This window comes from Flavobacterium sp. TAB 87, assembly GCF_001529295.1.
GTDB lineage: Bacteria > Bacteroidota > Bacteroidia > Flavobacteriales > Flavobacteriaceae > Flavobacterium.
In genome coordinates, this window is record NZ_LLWK01000036.1 from 104,473 (window position 1) to 128,681 (window position 24,209).

Consider the following 24,209-nt stretch of genomic DNA (forward strand, 5'->3'; position numbering starts at 1 on the left):
TATTTTCTTCTTTAAAAACAAGGTTTAGTTATTCTATCTAATTCCTCTAATTTTTTCCGCAAAGTATTTTTAGCTCTATTTAAGGTCGTTCGACAGTTTGCATTGGTAATTTTAAGAATCTCGCTAATTTCTTCATGATCATAACCTTCTATATAAAACAAAGTCAAAACCATTCTATAATTGTCCTTTAAATTTAAAATACTATCAAAAACATTACTTATTTTCAAGCTGTCTAGATCTAAGTTGTCAATGAAGAATGATGCGTCATCTTCAACCTTTTGAACTGTGGTGCCTAAATCTTCTAATTGAAAACGATTGTTTTTCTTGTAAAAATCGATACTATAATTAATTACAATTTTCTTTAACCAAGCTCCAAAAGTTACCTCCTCTTTAAATGTATCAATTTTGGTAAATGCCTTTAAAAAAGCTTCTTGCATTACATCCTGTGCAAAATGTTCATCTTTTACAATGCGATATGCAACATTATACATTGCTTTAGAATATCGATTATACACTTCAAATTGTGCCTTTTGATTTTTCTGTTTACAAAGAATGATTAAATCTTCAATATTTTGACTGTTTATGCTCAAACGATGATTGGTTTATTATATAGACCGTTATTTTTTTTTAATGTTACAGTATTACTGAAAATATTTTTTTAATTATCAATTTAAAATTCAGTAGTTCTTTTTTAACTGCAAAGTATAAAATTTAAATACTCATTTGGTACTATTTTCATTCCTAACTATAAAATTAAATCGACTCTTTTGGCATAATGATTGTCTCTTTTAAAGGCTGTATAAAAAAATTAGCTTAAGTTCGTGTTTTCAGTAAAGCACGATTAAATCTTATCTTTTATCACTTGCTTTTATAACTTTTAATGACAAAACGACCTTTATTATACTATGTCAAATCATAAAATACTTACCATTGACAATCTGTCACTTCAGGAATTTGATTCTGAAGCCGAATTAATACCGTTATTAACTCCAGAAGACGAGGAGGAAATGAACAACGAAGAATTACCGGTTACTTTGCCTATTTTGCCTTTGCGCAATACGGTTCTTTTTCCTGGTGTTGTAATTCCGATTTCTGCTGGAAGAGACAAATCAATTCAATTAATTAATGATGCTAATGCCGGTGATAAAATTATCGGTGTGGTTTCACAAATTGATGAAGATGTCGAGGATCCAACCAAAAATGATATCCATAAAGTTGGAACTGTAGCTCGTATTTTACGCGTTCTAAAAATGCCTGACGGAAACATCACAGTGATTCTGCAAGGAAAAAAACGTTTTGAAATTTCGGAAGTTCTTACGGAAGAACCGTACATCACTGCAAATGTGAAAAATGTGGTTGAAACACGTCCGGAAGAAACAGATACTGAATTTACTGCTGTTTTAGAATCAGTTAAAGAGCTGGCCATTCAAATTATAAAAGAAAGTCCGAGTATTCCTTCTGAGGCAACTTTTGCTATAAAAAATATTGAAAGCAAATCGTTTTTAATCAATTTCATTTCTTCTAACATGAATCTGTCTGTAAAAGACAAGCAAGGTTTATTGTCTATAAATGACTTGAAAGAAAGAGCTTTTGAAACTTTGCGTTACATGAATATTGAGTTGCAGAAACTGGAACTTAAAAATGATATTCAATCTAAAGTCCGTTTTGATTTAGACCAACAGCAAAGAGAGTACTTCTTACATCAGCAAATGAAAACCATTCAAGAAGAATTGGGTGGCGTTTCGCAAGAAGAGGAAATTGATGAAATGGGAATCAAGGCTAAATCTAAAAAATGGGACGAAAAAACGGAAAAACACTTCGAAAAAGAATTGTCTAAAATTCGTCGTATGAACCCACAATCTCCGGATTATGGAATTCAACGCAATTATTTAGAATTATTTTTAGAACTGCCGTGGGGAGAATATTCTAAAGATAAATTTGACTTGAAATACGCCCAAAAGGTTTTAGATAAAGATCATTTTGGATTAGAAGAAGTTAAAAAAAGAATGATTGAGCATTTAGCAGTTTTAAAATTGCGAAATGACATGAAATCGCCAATTATTTGTTTAACAGGACCTCCTGGAGTTGGTAAAACGTCAATAGGACGTTCAGTTGCCGAAGCATTAGGTCGTGAATATGTTCGTATTTCACTGGGTGGTTTGCGTGATGAAGCCGAAATTCGTGGACATAGAAAAACCTATATCGGAGCGATGCCAGGAAGAATTATTCAGAGCTTGAAAAAAGCAGGAACATCGAATCCTGTTTTTGTTTTAGATGAAATTGATAAGTTGTCAAGCAGTCATAATGGTGATCCATCATCTGCTTTACTGGAGGTCTTGGATCCAGAACAAAACAATGCTTTTTATGATAATTTCCTTGAAATGGGATACGATTTATCTAAGGTGATGTTTATTGCTACTTCTAACAATATGGCCAATATTCAGCCTGCATTGAAAGATAGAATGGAAGTGATTAAAATGTCGGGCTACACGATTGAAGAAAAGATTGAGATCGCTAAGAGACATTTATTTCCTAAAGTTTTATCGGCTCATGGTTTGACAAATAAAGATTTGACAATTGGTAAAAAACAGTTGGAGAAAATTGTCGAAGGATATACACGTGAATCTGGAGTTCGTAATTTAGAAAATAAGTTGGCTCAAGTTATTCGTAATGCTGCAAAGTCGGTAGCGATGGAGGAGGAATACAATAAAAAAGTTACAGACGAAGATATTATCAAAGTCCTTGGCGTACCAAGATTAGAGCGTGATAAATACGAAAGCAATGACGTTGCGGGAGTAGTTACCGGTTTGGCTTGGACAAGCGTAGGTGGTGATATTTTGTTTATTGAATCTTTAATTTCTGAAGGAAAAGGAACACTGAGCGTGACCGGAAACCTTGGAAATGTAATGAAAGAGTCGGCTACTATTGCACTAGAATATATTAAAGCTAATGCGAAATCGTTAGGTTTGAGTATTGAATTATTTCAAAAATACAACATTCATATTCACGTTCCAGAAGGAGCAACTCCAAAAGATGGACCAAGCGCAGGAATTGCAATGTTAACATGCTTAGTTTCGCTGCTAACGCAAACTAAAGTTAAGAAACACATTGCCATGACAGGGGAAATTACCCTACGCGGGAAAGTTTTACCAGTTGGCGGAATTAAGGAGAAAATCTTAGCTGCGAAACGTGCTAACATCAAAGAGTTAATTTTATGTCATGAAAATAAAAGTGATATTGATGAAATTAAACCCGAATATTTAGAAGGCCTTACATTTCATTATGTGAAGGAAATGAGTGAAGTGCTGACTTTGGCATTGACCAACCAAAAAGTAAAAAATGCAAAAGAATTAAAGTAAAATTAATTGCTTTTCTGTAATCCAAATTCCGAGCTGAAGATTCATTTAGTTCGGAATTTGGTTTTTTATTTGTGTTTTGGTTGTAGTCATTTTTCATTTAATAATTTTATCTTCGCAACTGCATTTTAATGCTTTTAAAGTCATACAAAATATGGTTAAAAAAACGATATTGTTTCTTACACTGCTTTTTTGTTCGATTTCTTACGGACAAATAGGAGGGAAATATACCTATCAGTTTTTAAACCTAATGACTTCTCCGCGACAAGCGGCACTGGGCGGTAAAGTCATTACGCTTTATGATGATGATGTCAATCAGGTTCTCTTTAATCCCGCTACTTTAAACGCAGAAATGGATAATAATTTTGCGATTAATTATAGTAATTATTACGGAGAAGTAACGTACGGAACTGCGTCTTATGCGTACACATACGACCGCCATTTACAAACTTTTCAGGCTGGTGTGACTTACGTTAATTATGGTAATTTTGAAGGCTATGATGAAACTGGCCAAGCCACAGCAAATTTTACAGGAAGTGAAGCCGCGCTTTCGGTAGGTTACGCTTACAACCTACCTTACACAGACTTATACCTCGGTGCAAGTGCAAAAATAATTACATCTACATTAGAAAGTTATAACTCAATTGGTGGTGCGGTAGATTTAGGACTAATTTATATTGATACAAAAAACGATATCAATTGGGGAGTAGTCATACGTAATTTAGGAACTCAATTTAAAACCTATTCTGGAATTCACGAAAAATTACCACTAGAAATTGTTGCTGGAGTTTCACAAGAATTAGAACACGTTCCTATTCGTTGGCATTTAACCTTCGAGAACTTACAACAATGGAACATTGCTTTTTCGAATCCCAATCGATCCGTAAATAATTTGGACGGAACTTCAACCGATGAAAAAGTCGGCTTTTTAAGCAATGTCATTCGTCATACCATTATAGGTGTAGAATTGTTTCCTAAGAAAGCCATAAATTTAAGGGTTGGCTATAACTTTAGGAGGTCAGAAGAGTTAAAAATAGTCGATCAACGTAATTTTTCTGGCGTTTCTTTGGGTTTTGGACTAAAATTAAACAAACTAAAATTCAATTATTCTTATTCTCGCTATACATTAGCAGCTAACACAAGTTTGTTTGGTTTAACTATGAATTTTCAATAAATAAATAAAAAATAAATCATTTCATTTTGAAAAAAATAACCATTGCAATAGACGGTTTTTCGTCTACCGGTAAAAGTACTTTAGCCAAACAACTCGCTAAAGAATTGTCTTATGTATATGTTGATACAGGCGCGATGTACCGCGCTGTAGCTTTATTTGCTATGCAAAAGGAGTTTATAAACGCTACTCATTTTGATAAAGAATTACTAATTGATAGTTTGCCAGAAATTAAATTAGAATTTCAGTTTAATTCTGATTTAGGCTATGCCGAAATGTATTTAAACGGAATCAATGTTGAAACAGCAATTCGTACTATTGAAGTTTCAAGTTATGTAAGTAAAGTCGCTGAAGTTTCTGAAGTTAGAGCAAAATTAGTGGAGCAACAGCAGGAAATGGGAAAAAGCAAAGCGATAGTAATGGACGGACGTGATATAGGTACAGTCGTTTTTCCGGATGCCGAAGTGAAAATATTCATGACCGCAAGTGCTGATACTCGTGCACAGCGTCGTTACGATGAATTAATGCAAAAAGGAGATGAAGTCTCTTATGAAGAAGTGTTACAAAATGTAGTAGAACGGGATCATATTGATACACACCGCGAAGATTCGCCATTGATTATTGCAGATGATGCTATTGAAATTGACAATTCGTATCTTACTAGAGAAGAACAATTTCAAACTGTCTTAGAAATAATAAAAGATACTGTTAAAACAGATTAAAATTTTTATAACTATTTTATAAAAGAGTAGTTTTACAACCTTATTTTTCAAAATCAATAATTCAACAGATGGGGATTAAAAATAGATTAACCATAATGAGTTTTCTGCAATTTTTTGTTTGGGGAGCTTGGCTTATAACAATTGCAAATTATTGGTTTGGAACAAAAAATTGGGATGGGACACAATTCGGATTGGTTTTTAGTACCATGGGAATTGCTTCCTTATTCATGCCGACGCTAACAGGAATTTTAGCAGACCGATGGGTTAATGCCGAAAAATTATATGGTGTATTGCACATCTTGTACGCAGGGGTTTTATTTTACATTCCGACGGTAACCACGCCCGAAAACTTCATTTATATTATGTTATTGGCCATGTGTTTTTACATGCCAACTATTGCATTAAGTAATTCAATTTCCTACACTTCTTTAAAATTAAGTAATAAAGATGTCGTAAAAGATTTTCCACCTATTCGAGTTTGGGGAACAATAGGGTTTATTGTAGCCATGTGGATTACCAATTTATCAGGAAGCAAGTCAACTGAATTTCAGTTTTATATCGCTGGAATCGGTGCTTTAATTTTAGGAATCTACTCTTTTACATTACCCAAATGTAAACCACAACGATTAACCAAAGAAAATGCAACACTAACTGAAACGTTAGGTTTAGAAGCATTTAAATTGTTTGGAAATTACAAAATGGCTTTGTTTTTTGTTTTTTCAATGTTTTTAGGAGGTGCTTTACAATTGACAAATGCATATGGTGACGTATTTTTAGATGAATTCAAGCACTTTCCTAAATATGCTGATTCTTTTGTAATTGAGTATTCGACTATCATAATGTCAATTTCTCAAGTTTCTGAAACCTTGTTTATATTGGCAATTCCATTTTTCTTAAAACGATTCGGAATAAAACATGTTATGCTAATTAGTATGTTGGCTTGGGTTTTGCGCTTTGGATTATTTGCATACGGAGATCCCGTTGGTGGGCTTTGGATGATCGTTTTATCGTGTATTGTGTACGGTATGGCATTTGATTTCTTTAATATTTCGGGTTCTTTATTTGTAGAAACCAACACGGACTCTAAAATTCGCTCGTCTGCACAAGGATTATTTATGATGATGACCAATGGAGTAGGTGCAATTTTAGGAAGTTTTACTTCTGGTTGGGCGATCGATCGTTTTTTTACAAAATCATTTTCGAATACCACTGAATTAGCAGGATTTTTAGAAACGGAATCTACCAATTCTAAAATGGTAGCATTTATAAAAAGTCAAGGAAATGCTATTTCTGCCGACGGTATTTTTAGTAGAGAAATCTTAATGAAAGATTGGCATACTATCTGGTTGTCTTTTGCAGCTTACGCTTTGGTTATTGCTATAGCGTTTGCAATTTTATTTAAACATGAACACGACCCTAAAGAGATTGAAAATTTAAGTCATTGATTGCTACCTATAAATTATAAACCGATCCTTTATGTGTCGGTTTTTTTTTGCTTGTGAATACAAATTATTACTAGTCTTTAGTCCCGTTAGAGCCAATATCCTTGAAACGTAGCTCAAAGAAAAAGTTTAAAGCGAACTGGTATTAAAAGATAAAACGCTGATCTACTGCTCCTAATTAGCTTTCTTATACCAACAAAACATAAAAATGTAATTAATTGTTGATTTACAGACTATTAACATTGTGTAAATGTTTTGTAGTTTCATTAAAATGAATTACTTTTGCAGTCCTTTTAGCGGATAGCGTTTCTATTAGGAATCAACAATTTATGTAAACAACTTCTGTATTTTTCTGCCGCATTAAGAAACACGAGAGAAAACAGAATACAAATTTTTTATCAGCATGTCTGAACAAGTAAAATCACAAGAAGAGTTTTTAGCAAATTTTAACTGGCACAATTTCGAAGAAGGAATTGATGCTGTAGATGCACAAAACTTAAAAGAGTTTGAAGAATTAGTATCAAAAACATTCATCGCTACTGATCAAGAAGAAGTAGTAGATGGTACTGTTATTAGAATTACTGATAGAGACGTTATCGTTGATATCAATGCTAAATCTGAAGGTGTTATTTCTCTAAACGAATTCCGTTACAACCCAAATTTAAAAGTTGGTGATACTGTTGAAGTATTAATTGACATCCGTGAGGATAAAACAGGTCAATTAGTATTATCTCACAGAAAAGCACGTACTATTAAGTCTTGGGATAGAGTTATTGCTGCAAACGAAACAGGAGAAATCGTTAATGGTTTTGTAAAATGCAGAACTAAAGGTGGTATGATCGTTGACGTTTTCGGTATTGAAGCTTTCTTACCAGGTTCTCAAATTGACGTTAAGCCAATTAGAGACTACGATGTTTATGTGAACAAAATGATGGAATTTAAAGTGGTAAAAATTAACCACGAATTCAAAAACGTTGTTGTATCTCACAAAGCGCTTATCGAAGCTGATATTGAAGTACAGAAAAAAGAAATCATTGGTCAATTACAAAAAGGACAAGTATTAGAAGGTGTTGTTAAAAACATTACTTCTTACGGTGTCTTTATTGATTTAGGTGGTGTTGATGGATTGATTCACATTACTGACCTTTCTTGGTCAAGAATTAACCACCCATCTGAAGTTCTTGAATTAGACCAAAAATTAAACGTTGTAATTCTTGATTTCGATGACGAAAAAACAAGAATTCAATTAGGATTGAAACAATTAAACGCTCACCCATGGGATGCTTTAGATGCTAACTTAGCTGTTGGAGATAAAGTTAAAGGTAAAGTAGTTGTAATCGCTGATTACGGTGCATTTATCGAAGTTGCTGAAGGTGTTGAAGGTTTAATTCACGTTTCAGAAATGTCATGGTCAACTCATTTACGTTCTGCTCAAGATTTCGTAAAAGTAGGTGATATTGTTGAAGCTCAAATTTTAACATTAGACAGAGACGATCGTAAGATGTCATTAGGTATCAAACAATTATCTCAAGATCCATGGACAGATATTACAACTAAATATCCAGTAGGTTCTAAACATTCTGGTATCGTTAGAAACTTTACAAACTTTGGTATTTTCGTAGAATTAGAAGAAGGAATTGATGGATTAATCTACATTTCTGACCTTTCTTGGACTAAGAAAATCAAACACCCATCTGAATTTGTAAATGTTGGTGAAAAATTAGATGTAGTTGTATTAGAATTAGATGTTGACGGACGTAAATTATCTTTGGGTCATAAACAAACTACTCCTAATCCTTGGGATCAATACGAAGATTCTTTCGCTGTAGGAACTATCCACAACGGTGAAATTTCTGAAATTGTTGACAAAGGAGCTACTGTAGAATTCGGTGATGATATCGTTGCATTCATTCCTACTCGTCACCTTGAAAAAGAAGACGGAAAGAAATTGAAAAAAGGTGAAGCTGCTGATTTCAAAGTAATCGAATTCAATAAAGAATTCAAAAGAGTAGTTGCATCTCACACTGCTATCTTCCGTGAAGAAGAAGAAAAAAATGTGAAAAGTGCATCTGACAATAATTCATCTAACTCATCTTCAAACGCACCAGCTGCGACTTTAGGAGATAGCAATGATGTATTAGCTGCATTGAAAGCTAAAATGGAAAAAACTGAGAAAAAATAATTCTCCAGTTTATCTAAATAATAAAGCCTCGCAAATTGCGAGGCTTTTTTTATGTGCTTTTTTTAATAAACTTGATGCAAAAGAAAATCGAAGGATGAATCTGGGCTATGGACTATATTTTTAGAAGAATTCTTTAGTGTAAAACAATGAGTGAAGTCTGTAAAATCATATTCTTAGGCTACAAACAACAAATAATTAAAAATGCTAGGTTCAACCATAATAGAGACACCAAAAGCTTTTGATTTAATTGTAGGATATGATGACAACAAGAAAGTTTACTTGCAGCGCAACTCTTTTAATTATAGCGTAAAAAAAACGTTGGTTAATACCAACGTTTTTTATTTTGTTTACTAGCACTTGACTTTCTAGATTTGTGAGCGCCATCGCTTCTATTTGAGTTGGCCGCTTTTGGTGCTTCCTCTGGACTACCAGAATGCCACGGAAAAGGATGATCGTTTATGGTCTGAACATCCACTTTTATTAACTTTTGAATGTCTTTCCAATATTGGTGCTCGTCTTTGCCACAAAATGAAATCGCAATTCCACCATTTCCAGCACGACCAGTACGACCAATTCGGTGTACATACGTTTCTGGAATATTAGGCAAGTCAAAATTGATTACAAATGGTAATTGATCAATGTCAATACCACGTGCCGCAATATCAGTTGCAACCAAAACACCCACTTCTTTATTTTTAAACGCTTCTAGAACACGTTGTCTTGCATTTTGAGATTTATCTCCGTGAATCGCTTCAGCAGCGATATCTTTTTTGCGAAGCGCTTTGACGACATTATCTGCACCATGTTTAGTTCTTGAAAAAACTAAAATATTCGATAAATTTTCATTTTTTATTAAATGATATAGTAAGTTTCTTTTTTCACCTTTGTCAACAAAATAAACGCGTTGCTCTACATTCTCTGCTGTAGAGGAAACGGGAGAAACTGTAACTGTTGCAGGATCTTGTAAGAACATCTCGGCTAATTCGCGAATAGCAACAGGCATAGTTGCAGAGAACAATAAGGTTTGTCTATTTTTAGGCGTTAATTTGACGATTTTTTTAACGTCATTAATAAAACCCATGTCCAGCATTTGATCAGCTTCATCTAAAACTAACGTATGTAGATGATCCAAATCAATAAAACCTTGTTTGTGTAAATCTAATAACCGACCAGGTGTGGCCACTAAAACATCAACACCTTTCTTTAAAGTATCTACTTGCGGATTTTGAGATACACCTCCAAAAATGGTTAATTGGGTTAAATTGGTATACTTGCCGTAGGTGTCAAAATTTTGTCCAATTTGAACGGCCAGCTCACGTGTTGGAGTTACAATTAGCGCACGAATTACTTTTGGTTTTTTAGTAGAACCAACAATTCTATGCAATTGGTGAATAATAGGAATAGCAAATGCAGCAGTTTTTCCTGTTCCTGTTTGTGCGCAACCAATTAAATCTCGGCCCGACAAAACAATCGGAATTGATTGTTCTTGAATAGGAGTAGGGTTTAAATAGCCTTCTTCAAAAACGGCTTTCTGTATACTTTTTGATAATGATAAATCTTCGAATAACATATATTTCTAATTAAAATACTTCTAATTCAAATCGAGAAGTACGGCTGCAAAGATAGTGTTATTATTTTTTATGCAGTTGCAATCAATTATATGTTTATAGGTGTGTTGTTTTAATAAAATCAGTAACGAGATAACCAATAAGCTTTCCTATCAAATGGTTGTTTTTTTCTTCCCCTAAATCTGGTGCTCCTTCACAAATATGCAAATAGGTAGCATTTTTATGTTTTCCAAAGTACGAAATAAATTGGCGCAATTCTTCGATAGAAAATCCGCTCAAAGTCATGGCACTACTGGCGATGTTAGGAAGCGCATCTAAATCAACTTCAATTCCAAAAGCATCTGTTTTAACAAAGTCAAGTGCGTGTTGCATCTCGCTTTCAAATTCTTTTTCTTTTCTAATTTTTATAGCGTCGTAGGTATTAAATCGAACCCGATCTTCTTTCTTTTTTATAATATCAAGCACGCTTTTAGAAGTATAGTTTTCGTGCAGACCGAAAATAAAGTATTTTTTAAGAAAGCCTTCTTCATATGCATAAGAGAAACCATTGCCACTGTGACGTCCCTCCAGTATTCTGAAATCAGAGTGAGCATCAAAATTAATTGCATTAATAGGTTTTCCTTTTGCTAAAGCACATCCCTTTATGTTTCCGTACGAATTGTTGTGTCCACCGCCAATTACAATTGGTGTTTTACCTGCTTTAACAATATTAAAAACAATATTAGAAACGTCTTTATCGATTTTTGCGACCAATTGACTTAATTTCAAACGGTCATCAATGTCTTTGAAATCTAGATTTTGAACTTCCAGCATTTCTTCTTTAACGTTCAGTTGCCCCAAAACAGCAATTTGATTTCCTTTGCAAAAACGATTGTGCTGAATATTAGCAATACTTTTTACGGCACTTTCCCAAGCTGATGCCGCTCCTGGTCGACCGAAATTTGCGCGAACACCAATATCTTCGGGAATACCAAAAAGTATATATTGCGCCTCACAATTTGTAAGAAAATCAAGCAAATCAGCACCTCTAGGAACGGTTAACATCTTTTCGCCAAACTTTATCTCACCGCTTCTGTGGTCGGTTATTTTAGCTAAATCACTGATTGTAAAAGGTATAAGTTTTTCCATGTAAAAAAGTATTAGTCAAAAATACTATAAATGTGTTAACTTACGTTATTACCTCATATTAATTATTAAATTTGTTAAAAAATTATATTTCAGTATGGAAAATCAACAAAAAAATTCAAGTCTAAAAGCGATTATTGCTGTTTTAGCCGTATTATTAGTAGGCGCTTTAGTTTACATTTTTAAAATGACCTCTGATACAGAAGTTGTTAAAACAGAACTAACTTCAAGTATGACAGAGAAAGAATCTGTTATGAAGGATTTGCAAGAATTAAAAACAACGTACGATGCAGCAATTGCAGAAAATACTTCAATGTCTGATGAATTAATTCAAGAGAGAGACAAAGTTGTAAATTTGATGGACGAATTGAATAGATCAAAAGGAGATGTGTCAAAATACCGTAAACAAGCAAGTTCTCTTCAATCTAAAATGAATACTTTAATTGCAGAAAATGACGAGTTAAAAAAACAAAACGGAGTCTTAACTGTGCAGCGTGATAGTACCGTAACTGTTTTAGGCGAATCAAAAAAATACAATGAAGTATTAGTTGGTCAAAATGAAGAGTTATCAAAAACAGTTGAAAAAGCTTCAAAACTTACAATTTTAAACACTAAAACTTCTGCTTATAAAATGAGAAGTTCTGGTAAACAAATCGAAACTGACAAAGCAAGTAGAGCAGACGTATTAAAAGTAAGCTTTACAATTGCCGAAAATCAAGTAGCAAAATCAGGAGACAAGACATATTACGTACAAGTAATCGACAGCAAAAATAATGTTTTAGGAGACAAAAAAACAGAAACTTTTGGAGAAAATACCTTGACTTATAGCTTTACTACAAAAGTAAAATATGAGAACAAAACAGTAAATGTATCTGAAGATCTACCTGGAAAAGACTTTGCAAAAGGATCGTACTTTATCAATATTTTTGATAACGATCAGTTAGTTTCTAAAACCAGTTTTACATTGAGATAATTCAGAATTAGTTTTAAACTAATTACTATTAAAAAATGAGGCTTCAAGGCCTCATTTTTTTTTTTACTATAAATTCCCTATCTATTGAATATTCAGTCTTGATTTTAACTTTAAGAAAAGTAAAGCTATTTTATAAGCATCTTCAGAGGAAGAGTTTCGATCGCTTTTAGGAATTTTATAAATTTCGCACAGTTCATTTAAAGAAAACTGTTTGTCATTGATGTCATTCAACTTTCGATACATTACATCAATATCTAAAGCTTCATTCTTAAGTTTACCGCATTCCTGTCTTTCTAATGCAGCATTGATCATTTCCACATCAAAATTAACATGATGGCCCACTAAAACTCCATTACCAATATAATCGATCAATAATTGAATCGCTTCGGCCTCTGCCAGTTTTTTCATTTTGCTTTCTACAATAAACTCATTCGAAAGCCCATTATCATGCAAATATTTATATTGTAAAATAACAGCTTCAAAACTGTCATTAATCATAATAGCATTGTTAACTATGGCAAAAGAGCCTAAAGAGAGAATTACGTCTCTTGTCGGACTTAAGCCAGAAGTTTCGGTAGAAATCACAACAAATCGATCCGATTTATTTTCGAATTTAGACATGTACTCTTTCCAGAATTCAGGATGTTCTTTATTGATATTTTTAAGCCAATCAAACATATTATGAAAATTGAGTCAATTGAAATTTACTTTTAATTAATTCTTCTAATTCGCGCATGGGAGCGAGTGCATTTTTTAGTTTTTCTCGGTCTATTTTTGATAATTCTTGGATATTAATGAACTGACCAGAATCATCATTTTTAATGCCTTCCAAAGTTCGATATTTCGAAAGGGTTAGGAAAGCTTCTGCACAATTTAAATAAATATCGGCATTTTTTATATCTGTTATTGCCAATTGTTTAAATCTCAAATACGTATTGTTTATTCCTTTAATTTCATTACTCAAAATTAAGAGACGGGCACCATCGATTAACGGCATTAGCGCTCTAGTTTTAATATCAAATTTCTCTTTATTTTCTCCTTCTTCTTCTAAAATAAATTTCTTAAAAAAGCTCAATGGAGAGTTTTTCTTCAACGCATCATTCCCTAAGAAATCAAAAAACAAAGTATTGTTTAAAGCATTTTTATATATAATATTTTCTAGTGCTTCTTGTATTTTAGGTTCTCCAAAAACAATTTGATAATCAAAGAAAATACTACTTAAATCATTACTACTTTCACCTGGAGTATTCATCCAACTGTTGTATTGTTTTGTCCAGTCTGTCAATGACTTACACCATAGCATATTACTCCCCATATGACCATTAGGACAATATTCGTACCCCACTTTTTCTAAAATCCCTGTGGTTTTTTTAGCAAGGTTTAAAAAGTAATCTTTAACATCTCTGTACTTATCTGCAGCAACATCTTCAAATATAAGTATGCTATCTTGATCGGTCAATAATAATTGTTCTTTTCGTCCTTGACTTCCAATACTCAGCCACGCAAAACGGGCAGGAGGGGAGCCTAAATCTAAAATTGACAATTCGACCGCACGTCTGATTATTGCTAAATTAATTTCGTTTGCAATATTAGTTATGTGCGAAAGTGGAATATTCTTTTGAATCGAATTCTGAATTAAATCAGATAATCGATCTCTTATTTGTTTTAAATCTTTAGCAACTTGAGAACGTTTTATTTCTTTAATTAAAACTCCAGGATTACTCGCTTGAGCCGCAATTAAATCATGTTCTGAAATAACACCTTTCACAACCGATTTATTTGTACCATCTTTAGTTACACACAAATGCGTTACATCATGTTTTATCATTAGCAATTGTGCTTCTGCTAACGAAACATTTTCGATAACTGTTACAACCGGCGAAGACATAATGTTTGCAACAGCTGCAGTTATAGGAATGCGACCCGTTGCTATTTTGGTAGCCATATCAGCTTCCGTAACAATACCAATCGGAAAACCAGCATCATCGCACAACAACACATTATTCACAATAGATTCAACCATTAAGAAAGCAGCATCTTTTACCGATATCGTACTTGCTGCCGTTATTGGCGCTGTGTTGTACGTTAAATTTTGTATGTACTGCATTTCTGACTGAGGATCGGTATAGAATGCATTATCTGGTGTCGTTTTATTTTTGTAGTTATTGTCTCTAGTATGGCGGGTATTGGCTGCGAAATTTTCTAAAAGAAAGTTTAATACGTCAGAATTATTAGCAACAAACGGCCTAAAAACCGCAATTGGAATCGCGTACAGAATAGATTCTTCACGAGCTTTTGCAGTCATTGTGTAATTGTTTTTGGCAAAAAACGGACGTAAACCAAAAATATCTCCCACATGACACTTATTTAATAATGTCTCTTCAGCATCTGCAATGACCGATAAATTAATGGTACCACTAGCTACCACATAAAAACAATCATGCAGTTCATCATTGTTTTTAAATAACATAGCATTCTTTTCTAAATTCATCACGCGAATGCTTAAAGCAATCTGTGACAATTCTTGAAAAGTTAAATTATCGAATGGTGCGTGTTCCTTTAAAAAGTCAGCAATGTGCTCTGCAATTGTATTCATCTGTAGTCGCGGGAATATAAAAATTTTGAATGTAAAAATAACAAATAAAAGGCTTAGAAACTAGGTGGATAAGTAGAATAACTTTTTTTTTTAAGATAGCTGTAGAACATAAAATAATTTTTAAAATATCTGGTCTTACTCTGTTGCATAAAAGCAATCATTATCCATGACATAACAGCACAATTAGAATAAGTTTTGTTAGTGTATCTCAATAAAGATAATTACTATTTTTAATAGAGTAAGACAATTACAAAAAATTCTATTTTACATAATATAAATTATAGTTCAAATTATATGTTGATAAATTCTAGCACTTCAATCTTATATAAACGAAAAAACACCTTTTTTAAAAGGTGTTTTTAAGTAAAAGCTTATATTGTTAGTTCATATAAACAGCTTTCCCGTCTATAAGTAGTTCTACTTTATCTGTTTTTTCAGAAAATTGAGTTCGAACATATTTACCATTAAAGATTCTGATATCTCCCCAAACTTTACCTGCATCAGCAGTCTCATATTCATAAAGCATTTTTTTACTTCCAGGTTCAATACCGAGTTTATAGGTTGAAAATTTCGTACCTCTCAAATCAAACTCTTGCTTTGAATCAATAACACTGCCATCTGCATAATAATTAGTTACTGAATTGCTTACTGTGATGTCTGGATAAAATGAATTTACTTTTTGTATAAAATCCGCTTGCTGTGGACTCACATTTTCTATCTTGTTCTGAATTTTCTGGGCATACGTAAATGACGTAATTAAGAGTAATACTATAATTTTTTTCATAATTTCTAATTTTATTAATGTTGATTGTGTTAAATACAGTTATTGTATTATTTTAAAAATCAAATGCTAATACTCTAAGGTAGTAAATATTTACCTTTGCGTCGCATTAATTACATTATTTTACAATGACAAAAAGCAAATATTATAAGCTTATTCTTATTTTGGGTTCATTAACGGCTTTGGGTCCGTTTTCTATCGACATGTATTTACCCGGTTTCGAAGGAATAGCGACTGATCTGAATACAACTGTTGCCAAAGTGGCCATGAGTTTATCTAGTTATTTTATCGGTATCTCTGCAGGGCAATTATTATATGGCCCTTTACTAGATCGCTTCGGGCGAAAAAAGCCACTGTTCATTGGCTTAATGGTTTATATTTTAGCTTCGTTAGGCTGTGTTTACGTTACCAACATTGATACTTTTATAGGATTACGATTTATACAAGCCATTGGTAGTTGTGCTGCTACAGTTGCATCTGTAGCTATGGTTCGCGACTTATTTCCTGTAAAGGACATACCAAAAGTATTTTCTATGTTGATGTTGGTAGTTGGTTTATCGCCAATGCTAGCGCCAACTATAGGTGGATATATCACTGCTGATTACGGTTGGCATACTGTATTCTTTATTTTGATGTGCATGGGAATTGTAATTTTACTTGCCGCTCAATTTGGTTTACCCAATACTTCGGTTCCAGACACTACAATGTCGCTAAAACCAAAACCAATTCTTCGTAATTTCAAAGAAGTACTTCAAGAACCTCAATTTTACACCTATGCTTTGACGGGTGCTATGGCTTTTTCTGGACTGTTTACATATGTTGCCGCCTCACCTATTGTTTTTATGAAAATTTTTGAAGTTGGTCCAAAAGTGTACGGATGGATCTTTGCCTTTATGTCTTTAAGTTTCATTGGCTCTAGTCAACTAAACTCATTATTATTACGAAAATATTCGAGTCAACAATTGATTTTTGGTGCATTATTCTGTCAATCAATTGTAAGTATTGTGTTTTTGATAGTGGCCTTAAATGGTTGGTTAGGAATGTATGAGACAATAGGTATGTTATTTCTATTTTTGGCATGTTTGGGAATTTCAAATCCCAATACTGCAGGTTTAACTATGGCTCCATTTACCAAAAATGCAGGAAGTGCCTCAGCTTTAATGGGAGCAATTCAGTTAGGCTTAGGAGCTTTAGCCTCTTTTTTTGTTGGCCTATTTGTGATCAATTCAATTGTTCCAATGGTTGCAATCATGGTTGTTAGCACATTACTAGCTTTTCTTATTTTAAATATTGGCAGAAAAAATATAATAGAGATTCACTAATTAGATTTTAACTTTAAACAAAAAAGCTGATTCCTAACAGAATCAGCTTTTTTTGTTTTGAGCTATGCTAAACCAAGTTAGGTTATATTATTTTTTTTGTCTGGACGAATAATCATTCGAAGTGATTGATCTTTAGCAAAATAAGCGACGGTCCAATTGTAAAAAGTCTGGAACCGATTTCTATAGGTAATCAAAGAGAATAAATGCACAAATAGCCAGATGAACCAAGCAAAAAAGCCTTTAAAGTGCCATTCTGGTTTTGGTAAATCAACTACAGCTTTGTTTTTACCAATAATAGCCATCGATCCTTTGTCTTTATATTCAAAAGGACGTAATTCTTTGTTTTGTTTAGCTGCTTTAAAGTTTTTTGCTAAATTTAAAGCTTGCTGAATCGCGACTTGAGCAACTTGCGGATGTCCCCCAGGAAATTTTGGATCACCTTCTAAAATAGCGGTATCTCCAATCGCATAAACATTTTCCATTCCGTTAACCTTACTATAGGCATCGGTTGCTAATCGTCGGCCACGACCATAACTTTCGGTTGGAATTCCAGCAAAAACTTTAGCAGAAACTCCAGCTGCCCATATTAAATTTTTGGTTACAATTGTTTCGCCATCAGCAAAATGGACGGTATTGTCAATATAATCAGTTACTCGTGCATTCAATTTCACAATAACTCCCATTTTCTGCAAGGCTTCTAGAGTATCTTCTTGTGAAGCTTTGCTCATTGGCGATAATAAGGCATCGCCACCATCAACCAAATATATATTACTAGCACTAGTGGCTAATTCTGGATATTCTTTAATTAGAATACTTTTACGCATTTCGGCAAACATTCCAGAAACTTCAACTCCTGTTGGTCCACCACCGGCCACAACAATTGTCAAATATTCTCTTCTTTTACGAATGTCTTTGCAAATAGCAGCTTTTTCCAGATTTTTCAGCAAGGTATTACGCATCACAATTGCATCGCTCAACGTTTTCATTGGGATAGCGTTCTTTTTTACGTTTTCCATTCCGAAATAATTTGTTTCTGCTCCAGTTGCAAAAACCAATTTATCATAATTTAACTCACCATTGTTGAGAATAATTTTATTTTCGGCAGGAACAACTTCTACTAATTCGCCTAATCGAAATTGTAAGTTTTTCTTTCCTGCAAAAAATTTTCTAAAAGGATAACTAATACTTGAAGGTTCTAGAAACGCAGTTCCTACCTGATAAATTAGCGGCGGAAAGAAGTTATAATTGTTTTTATCTACCAGTATAACTTCTATATCTTTCTGATTGAGCAGTTCTTTCGCTAGATTTATTCCAGCAAATCCTCCTCCTATGATAACTATTTTCATATAAGTTTTATATTAATTTATGTTATGCGAATCAAACGTAATGCGCCTATATAAACATCCAACTTAGCACATAATAAGAATTAGTTCTAAGTTGGATGTTTGATTCGTATGAATTATAAATTTACAAATTATATTGTCAATATAGAAATTTACTATTTCTTTTTAAGTTTTTTAATTGGCTTTTCTGCCACCTCTGTTTTGTTTTGAAGAACATAATTAGCCAGCACTTTTTCTATCAATTCTTCTTTGGTTAAATGATGAAAAACAGTTTTTACTTTATTTTTAAGATCTGCAGCAATTTCGTGATTTGGTTTTGTTTTGAAGATTTGTTTTGCCCACAAAAGTGTGTTGTTTTCTTCTAAACTAATCGCTGAAGGTTTTTTGAATTCAGAAAAACTAATGCCCAACTCTTTCTCAAACTCAGCAATCTCGGGTACTTCTTCTGGCTGTAAAACGGTCAAGGCTAATCCGCTTGCTCCTGCTCTAGCCGTTCTACCACTTCTATGTACATAGTTTTCGTACGTATCGGGCAAATGATAATTGACCACAAAAGATAGTCCAGAGACATCGATACCACGAGCAGCCAAATCGGTTGCTACTAACAAATTGATGTGACTTTCTCTAAATTGATCCATAATTCGGTCGCGAATTCCTTGCGACAAACTACCGTGCAAGGCACCGGAAGAAAAACGGTTTATTGCTAAGTTTTTTGCTAATTTATTAACGGCTGCTTTGGTTTTACAAAAAATAATTCCTCTTTCGCCATCTCTTGAATTCAAGAAATGCATTAGAACATCTAGCTTTTCAATAGGATCTACTACGATATATTGGTGTTCGATTTCTTGATTACCAACTGTTTCCATGTTAGAAGCGATCTGAATCACGTTTTTATGCAAGTAGTTCTGAATCAATTGTTTGATTGTTCCTGGCAGTGTTGCCGAAAACAAATAAGTGCGATGCGTTTTAGGCAATTCGGTGATAATCTCGTCTAAGCTTTCTTTTAGGATCGAAACCATTTCGTCGGCTTCATCTAAAACTAAAAATTGTGTTTGTGATAAATCAATTGCTTTGCGCTGCAATAAATCAATTAAACGGCCTGGGGTAGCCACTACAATATGTGTAGGTGCTTTGAGCAATTCGATTTGAGGTTTTATAGGTGTTCCACCACAGATTGCTGCAATAGAAATTTTAGTTTGGTATTTCGAAAAAGATTCTAAATTAGCAAAAATCTGTTGTCCTAATTCTCTCGTTGGCACTAATACAACAGCCTGAACGTGTTCTTGCTCTGTACTTACAAGTTGCAACAAGGGCAATGCGAAAGCGGCTGTTTTTCCTGTTCCTGTTTTAGCTAAACCAACAACATCGGTTTCATTTTTAAGAAGTAACGGAATTATCTGCTGCTGAATTTCGGTTGGAGAAACAATGTCCAATTCTGTTAAGGCTTTGAGAATCGGTGCTGTAATTCCTAATTTTTTAAAATCTTCTGACATTGTTTATTTTTTTGAATTTATTCGAGTGTAAAGGTACGCTGTAAAACTTAAAATCCCACAAGTTTGCTGTGCACTTGTGGGATTTTGCATAAGATAAATGTGTTATGAATGCTGGATTTTTTAGCCCCGATGGAAGCGGCATCCTTTTTTGGGCGGGGTTCGCCCGAAAAAGATACAGTGTACAGCGGGAATAGCTCCTAACAAAAATTAATCTTCGTCAGGCTCATTCATTATTTTTTCACGGTATTTTTTACCTATTAATAAGACCATTTTTAGTTTATAATCGTCGACCAACCATTCGCGGTAATTTTTACTGCATTGGCTTAAACACTTAGAGTAGCGCTTGATGCGGCAGTCGATATCGTCATCTAATTCGCGACCTAATGATTTTGCTTCTTGCAATGTTTCGGTATTATCAACGCACATCGCTGCGTGTTGTTCCAGCGATTTTTCTAATACGACCTTCGAGCGTTCATTTTGCGCTATCGCTAATTTATGCTCTTCATCTACATCAAAATTAACTTCGGCTGTTTTACTAAATTTAGCCCTTAATTCTGGTGGCATCGTATATTTGAAAAACAATTCAATTTCGGTGTCATCGCGCAAATTCTCTAAGTAAAACTCTGGTGATTTAAAAATATGCTGCCAATTGACCGCATCACTCCACAGTCCAAAACGAGCTGCATTGTTACCTAGATCGATTACATTAAAATCGCTTTTACCTGGTAATTTTCGAGAACCACGACCAATCATCTGAAAATATAAAGTCAAGGACTTGGTAGCACGATTAAGGATAATTGTATCTACAGTTGGCTCATCAAAACCAGTAGTTAAAATTCCGACTGAGGTTAAAATGGCATCTGGTGTTTTTTTGAACCATTGCAATATATCCTTACGCTCTTCGGTACCGCAAGTGTTGTCTAAGTGACGAATCTCGTAGCCTGCTTCGCGAAAAGTTTCGTAGACGTATAAGGAAGTATGAATACCATTATTAAAAATCAAAGTCTTTTTGCCCAAAGATTTCTCGGTATAGGCATGCAATAATTTTTCCTGCATCACCGAATTGGTATATAAATCGTCTGAAGATTTTACCGTATAATCACCGTTGATTCCGACCTTCAAGGAGGTCAAACCAACATCGTAACTGTAGGTCGTTGCTTTTGCTAAGAATCCTTTACCAATAAGCGATGCAATCGTGTCTCCTACGATTAGTTCATCATAACTTTGGTGCATGGGTAACTTGATATTAGAACTTAGTGGTGTCGCTGTAACGCCTAATATGAAAGCATTTTTAAAAGAATTTAATAATTTTCGGAAGGAATTGTAATGCGCCTCATCAATAATTACTAATCCAATATTGTCTAAGTGTAATTTTTCGTCGTTGATACGATTTTTAAGCGTTTCGACCATTGCCACAAAACATGAATAATCGTTTTGGTCTGGCAATTCTTTTACCTTACTATTAATAATTTTGTTTTTGACACCAAAGCCCTTCAGCATTTTTGAAGTCTGTTTACAAAGCTCGATACGGTGTGTTAACACTACTACTTTTTTGTCATTATGCGATAAATAACGACGAACGATTTCAGAAAAAACTACTGTTTTTCCACCTCCTGTGGGCAACTGATACAGCAAGTGATATTTCTCTGGAGTACCGTCTAATCGTTCAAAAATGGCATCAATATCTTTTTGCTGATAGGCATAAAGTTCTTTCCGTTCTTCCTTTTCTACTTCTAAAATATTTTGAGACATGCTTTTTATTGGTTTTTGCAAAAATACACCTAAAAAACAGTTATTCCTTGTGATTTTGCTTAAATTAAATCAAATAAATCCTAAAGATTGAATTATCTTACCGTTTTTATAAAGTGATTTTCTCTAAAATAGCTTCAAAATCAGACCTGTTCTTCCATTTTTTTCTCTTTGCTTCCTCAGCAATGGCGGTAATTCGCTCATTAAACTCTTCAAAAATTCCGTTTGAAATACTAAAAGTGACTGCCTGTTCGAAAGAATTGAACATGCTCTTGTAAAAAAGTTCCTGCTTTATCAAGTTTCCAGCTGCATACGTTTGTGCGATTTCAATGTTATAAAGCATAACATCTGCAATTACGAACGGATCAACTCCCAAAACAATAAAATGTTTTACGATTTTTTGAGCCACAGATCGGCGCATCTTCGCTTTGCCTCTTCGAGTTACTTTTATAGGAAAATATTCGTTCGAAATTTTAATTTTTGCTTCGTGCAAAAGTGTTTCCTCTTTTGGATTAAAAACAAAGTCGTAAAATACTTTTACTGGCGCAAATTTTTCATACAATTCAATTATTTGATCTTGTAATTGCTCTTGCGAAAGCTCGGTTAAATATTTTTTTAAATCGCGTTTACTCATAATCAATAGGTAAAAGTACAAAAGTAATTTGTTTGAGTTTAGATACCTAGAAAACCAAAGAGAATACCTAATTTTACGCTTTATTTTTAAACAACATTCAAATGCTTAAGATTTTTAAGATTACCGCGATTTTAGAGGGGATTTCCTATTTAGTTTTGTTCGCAAACATGCTTTTTATCAAACCAACAAATTTAGAATTGTATAAAACTTTACTATATCCAATTGGAATGAGTCACGGTGTTTTATTTATTGCCTACGTATTATTAGCTGTTTTACTTAAAAGAAGTCAAAAATGGAGTATTCCGGTTTTTGGATTTATCTTATTAGCTTCTTTACTTCCTTTCGCTACTTTTTATATTGAACAGAAATACTTAAAAAACGCTTAGTTTGTTAGAAAAATTATTTAATATATTATACCCTATTTTACGTGATTTAGGCATGAGCAGGATTTCTGCGTCGTACTTAAGCTTAGTCGTAAATATCGTGGTTTTAATAATAATGGCGTTCGGTATTTACTACATCGCACGACTTTTTTTGGTGACTTTAATGGCCGTTTTTGCACAACGCACCAAAACCAAGTTCGATGATTTTTTGATTTCAAACAAAACAGCAAAATACACGGCGTATCTTATTCCTGCATTTTTTATTTATGCGGCAGTTCCTATAATTTTAGACAAATATGATTATTGGCAATTAACCTTTGAGAAAATATTTGGTATTTACATCATTTTCTTAATGTTGTGGATTATTCGTACCGTTTTTAATTCTCTTAAAGATTACCTAAAAAACAAACCAGAATACAGCGACAAACCAATCGATAGCTTTATTCAGGTCATTATGATTGTGCTTTGGATATTTGGAGTTACAGTAATGATTTCCAAGTTGTTCGGAATCAAACAAACTGAACTGCTTACTATTCTAGGAACCTTGTCGGCAATTATTATCTTGATTTTTAGAGACACGATTTTAGGATTTGTGTCAAGTGTGCAAGTTTCTATAAATGATATGGTTCGTATTGGCGACTGGATTACTATGGACAAGTTTGGCGCCGATGGTGATGTGATCGAGATTAACCTAACTACTGTAAAAGTGCAGAATTTTGACAAAACCATTACTACTATTCCAACTTACGCATTAAGTTCTGAGTCTTTTCAGAACTGGCGTGGGATGTTAAAAGGAGATGGAAGACGAATTAAGCGTCATGTGTTGATAAAAAGCAGTACGATTCGGTTTTTAAACAATGACGATTTAGCTCGTCTGCGTTCTGTCGAGTTGATTACCGCTTATATCGATTCGAGACAAGTGGAGATTGAAAAATACAATACCAATCATAACATAAATAAAGAACTGCATGTTAATGGCCGTAACATGACCAATTTAGGATTGTTTCGCAAGTACATCTCTGTGTATATGGCCAACCAAAGCGGTTTAAACGAGAATATGGTTATGATGTGCCGTCAGTTGCAATCGACAGAATTTGGTGTTCCGTTGGAGATTTACGCTTTTTCTAAAGACAAACGTTGGGCAAACTACGAGTATATTATGTCTGATCTTTTTGATCATATATTTGCGGCAGTTCCGTTATTTGATTTAGAGATTTTCGAAATGCCATCTAAATTACAAATTACCGATAATAACAGGTAATAAACTTTTAAATAAATAAAATTTCCACAAATTAATAGCAATTGCAACGTGTTAGTTTGTGGATTTTTTTATGAATACTAATTTTACAAGTAAAGCAAGTTGAATGTT

19 protein-coding genes are annotated in these 24,209 nt (G+C 33.6%); 9 read left to right on the forward strand and 10 right to left on the reverse strand.

Features of this window, described 5'->3' with window-relative positions; genetic code table 11:
• Positions 1-11: 11 nt before the first annotated feature.
• Entirely contained in the window at positions 12-590 is a 579-nt protein-coding gene (locus AP058_RS08455; RefSeq protein ID WP_066309175.1) for an RNA polymerase sigma factor, read from the reverse strand.
• 315 nt (positions 591-905) lie between these two features.
• On the opposite strand from AP058_RS08455, the gene lon reads away from it, so the two are divergent.
• The 5 genes from lon to rpsA all read left to right on the forward strand — a co-directional run bounded on the left by lon (position 906) and on the right by rpsA (position 8,873).
• The gene (gene lon, locus AP058_RS08460; RefSeq protein ID WP_066309182.1) at positions 906-3,359 is read left to right on the forward strand and encodes an endopeptidase La; all 2,454 of its coding nucleotides are present in this window, start codon (positions 906-908) and stop codon (positions 3,357-3,359) included.
• A gap of 151 nt (positions 3,360-3,510) precedes the next feature.
• Positions 3,511-4,530, forward strand: a complete 1,020-nt coding sequence (porQ, locus tag AP058_RS08465; RefSeq protein WP_066309589.1) for a type IX secretion system protein PorQ — start codon at positions 3,511-3,513, stop codon at positions 4,528-4,530.
• A gap of 26 nt (positions 4,531-4,556) precedes the next feature.
• Positions 4,557-5,249: a (d)CMP kinase gene (cmk, locus tag AP058_RS08470; protein WP_066309183.1), complete on the forward strand. Its 693-nt coding sequence runs from the start codon at positions 4,557-4,559 to the stop codon at positions 5,247-5,249.
• Positions 5,250-5,317: 68 nt separating this feature from the next.
• The gene (locus AP058_RS08475) at positions 5,318-6,694 is read left to right on the forward strand and encodes a nucleoside permease (protein ID WP_066309188.1); all 1,377 of its coding nucleotides are present in this window, start codon (positions 5,318-5,320) and stop codon (positions 6,692-6,694) included.
• A 400-nt stretch (positions 6,695-7,094) separates the two neighbouring features.
• Entirely contained in the window at positions 7,095-8,873 is a 1,779-nt protein-coding gene (rpsA, locus tag AP058_RS08480) for a 30S ribosomal protein S1 (protein WP_066309190.1), read from the forward strand.
• A gap of 322 nt (positions 8,874-9,195) precedes the next feature.
• Here the strand turns inward: rpsA and AP058_RS08485 are convergent, their stop codons facing one another.
• On the reverse strand, positions 9,196-10,443 hold the full coding sequence (locus AP058_RS08485; RefSeq protein WP_066309192.1) for a DEAD/DEAH box helicase: 1,248 nt from the start codon (positions 10,441-10,443) through the stop codon (positions 9,196-9,198).
• Positions 10,444-10,537: 94 nt separating this feature from the next.
• Positions 10,538-11,569, reverse strand: coding sequence for a formimidoylglutamase (locus AP058_RS08490; RefSeq protein WP_066309197.1), 1,032 nt, complete (start codon positions 11,567-11,569; stop codon positions 10,538-10,540).
• Positions 11,570-11,663: 94 nt separating this feature from the next.
• Here AP058_RS08490 and AP058_RS08495 point away from each other — a divergent pair, with 94 nt between their 5' ends.
• Entirely contained in the window at positions 11,664-12,539 is an 876-nt protein-coding gene (locus AP058_RS08495) for a hypothetical protein (RefSeq protein WP_066309199.1), read from the forward strand.
• An 81-nt stretch (positions 12,540-12,620) separates the two neighbouring features.
• On the opposite strand, the gene AP058_RS08500 is transcribed toward AP058_RS08495, so the two are convergent.
• The 3 genes from AP058_RS08500 to AP058_RS08510 all read right to left on the reverse strand — a co-directional run bounded on the left by AP058_RS08500 (position 12,621) and on the right by AP058_RS08510 (position 15,919).
• Positions 12,621-13,217 (reverse strand): PolC-type DNA polymerase III, encoded by a 597-nt coding sequence (locus tag AP058_RS08500; RefSeq protein ID WP_066309201.1) that lies wholly within the window; start codon positions 13,215-13,217, stop codon positions 12,621-12,623.
• Position 13,218: 1 nt separating this feature from the next.
• On the reverse strand, positions 13,219-15,135 hold the full coding sequence (locus tag AP058_RS08505) for a DUF294 nucleotidyltransferase-like domain-containing protein (RefSeq protein ID WP_066309203.1): 1,917 nt from the start codon (positions 15,133-15,135) through the stop codon (positions 13,219-13,221).
• A 379-nt stretch (positions 15,136-15,514) separates the two neighbouring features.
• Positions 15,515-15,919, reverse strand: a complete 405-nt coding sequence (locus AP058_RS08510) for a hypothetical protein (RefSeq protein ID WP_066309205.1) — start codon at positions 15,917-15,919, stop codon at positions 15,515-15,517.
• Between the two features lie 125 nt (positions 15,920-16,044).
• Between AP058_RS08510 and AP058_RS08515 the strand changes: the two genes are divergently transcribed.
• A complete protein-coding gene (locus AP058_RS08515) occupies positions 16,045-17,238 on the forward strand; it encodes a multidrug effflux MFS transporter (RefSeq protein WP_066309207.1) in 1,194 nt (397 codons plus the stop codon).
• Positions 17,239-17,315: 77 nt separating this feature from the next.
• Here AP058_RS08515 and AP058_RS08520 read toward each other — a convergent pair whose 3' ends face one another.
• From AP058_RS08520 to AP058_RS08535, 4 genes are all read right to left on the reverse strand, one after another.
• Positions 17,316-18,584 (reverse strand): NAD(P)/FAD-dependent oxidoreductase, encoded by a 1,269-nt coding sequence (locus AP058_RS08520; protein WP_066309212.1) that lies wholly within the window; start codon positions 18,582-18,584, stop codon positions 17,316-17,318.
• Positions 18,585-18,736: 152 nt separating this feature from the next.
• Complete coding sequence (locus AP058_RS08525; protein WP_066309213.1) at positions 18,737-20,074, reverse strand: DEAD/DEAH box helicase; 1,338 nt, start codon at positions 20,072-20,074, stop codon at positions 18,737-18,739.
• A 207-nt stretch (positions 20,075-20,281) separates the two neighbouring features.
• Positions 20,282-21,826: a DEAD/DEAH box helicase gene (locus tag AP058_RS08530; protein WP_066309214.1), complete on the reverse strand. Its 1,545-nt coding sequence runs from the start codon at positions 21,824-21,826 to the stop codon at positions 20,282-20,284.
• Positions 21,827-21,932: 106 nt separating this feature from the next.
• Positions 21,933-22,457, reverse strand: a complete 525-nt coding sequence (locus tag AP058_RS08535) for a DUF6155 family protein (RefSeq protein WP_066309216.1) — start codon at positions 22,455-22,457, stop codon at positions 21,933-21,935.
• 101 nt (positions 22,458-22,558) lie between these two features.
• On the opposite strand from AP058_RS08535, the gene AP058_RS08540 reads away from it, so the two are divergent.
• Both AP058_RS08540 and AP058_RS08545 read left to right on the forward strand, forming a co-directional pair.
• A complete protein-coding gene (locus AP058_RS08540) occupies positions 22,559-22,843 on the forward strand; it encodes a DUF3817 domain-containing protein (RefSeq protein WP_066309220.1) in 285 nt (94 codons plus the stop codon).
• Between the two features lie 52 nt (positions 22,844-22,895).
• Positions 22,896-24,101: a mechanosensitive ion channel family protein gene (locus AP058_RS08545; protein ID WP_066309592.1), complete on the forward strand. Its 1,206-nt coding sequence runs from the start codon at positions 22,896-22,898 to the stop codon at positions 24,099-24,101.
• Positions 24,102-24,209 lie beyond the last annotated feature (108 nt).

Excerpts from the sequence above, each read along its gene's own strand:
- AP058_RS08500 (WP_066309201.1), bottom strand. The coding sequence starts at position 13,217 with ATGTTTGATTGGCTTAAAAATATCAATAAAGAACATCCTGAATTCTGG.
- AP058_RS08505 (WP_066309203.1), bottom strand. The coding sequence starts at position 15,135 with ATGAATACAATTGCAGAGCACATTGCTGACTTTTTAAAGGAACACGCA.
- porQ (WP_066309589.1), top strand. The coding sequence starts at position 3,511 with ATGGTTAAAAAAACGATATTGTTTCTTACACTGCTTTTTTGTTCGATT.
- AP058_RS08540 (WP_066309220.1), top strand. The coding sequence starts at position 22,559 with ATGCTTAAGATTTTTAAGATTACCGCGATTTTAGAGGGGATTTCCTAT.
- AP058_RS08520 (WP_066309212.1), bottom strand. The coding sequence starts at position 18,584 with ATGAAAATAGTTATCATAGGAGGAGGATTTGCTGGAATAAATCTAGCG.
- AP058_RS08535 (WP_066309216.1), bottom strand. The coding sequence starts at position 22,457 with ATGAGTAAACGCGATTTAAAAAAATATTTAACCGAGCTTTCGCAAGAG.
- AP058_RS08530 (WP_066309214.1), bottom strand. The coding sequence starts at position 21,826 with ATGTCTCAAAATATTTTAGAAGTAGAAAAGGAAGAACGGAAAGAACTT.
- rpsA (WP_066309190.1), top strand. The coding sequence starts at position 7,095 with ATGTCTGAACAAGTAAAATCACAAGAAGAGTTTTTAGCAAATTTTAAC.
- lon (WP_066309182.1), top strand. The coding sequence starts at position 906 with ATGTCAAATCATAAAATACTTACCATTGACAATCTGTCACTTCAGGAA.
- AP058_RS08475 (WP_066309188.1), top strand. The coding sequence starts at position 5,318 with ATGGGGATTAAAAATAGATTAACCATAATGAGTTTTCTGCAATTTTTT.
- AP058_RS08485 (WP_066309192.1), bottom strand. The coding sequence starts at position 10,443 with ATGTTATTCGAAGATTTATCATTATCAAAAAGTATACAGAAAGCCGTT.
- AP058_RS08510 (WP_066309205.1), bottom strand. The coding sequence starts at position 15,919 with ATGAAAAAAATTATAGTATTACTCTTAATTACGTCATTTACGTATGCC.
- AP058_RS08490 (WP_066309197.1), bottom strand. The coding sequence starts at position 11,569 with ATGGAAAAACTTATACCTTTTACAATCAGTGATTTAGCTAAAATAACC.
- AP058_RS08515 (WP_066309207.1), top strand. The coding sequence starts at position 16,045 with ATGACAAAAAGCAAATATTATAAGCTTATTCTTATTTTGGGTTCATTA.
- AP058_RS08495 (WP_066309199.1), top strand. The coding sequence starts at position 11,664 with ATGGAAAATCAACAAAAAAATTCAAGTCTAAAAGCGATTATTGCTGTT.
- AP058_RS08525 (WP_066309213.1), bottom strand. The coding sequence starts at position 20,074 with ATGTCAGAAGATTTTAAAAAATTAGGAATTACAGCACCGATTCTCAAA.
- AP058_RS08545 (WP_066309592.1), top strand. The coding sequence starts at position 22,896 with ATGAGCAGGATTTCTGCGTCGTACTTAAGCTTAGTCGTAAATATCGTG.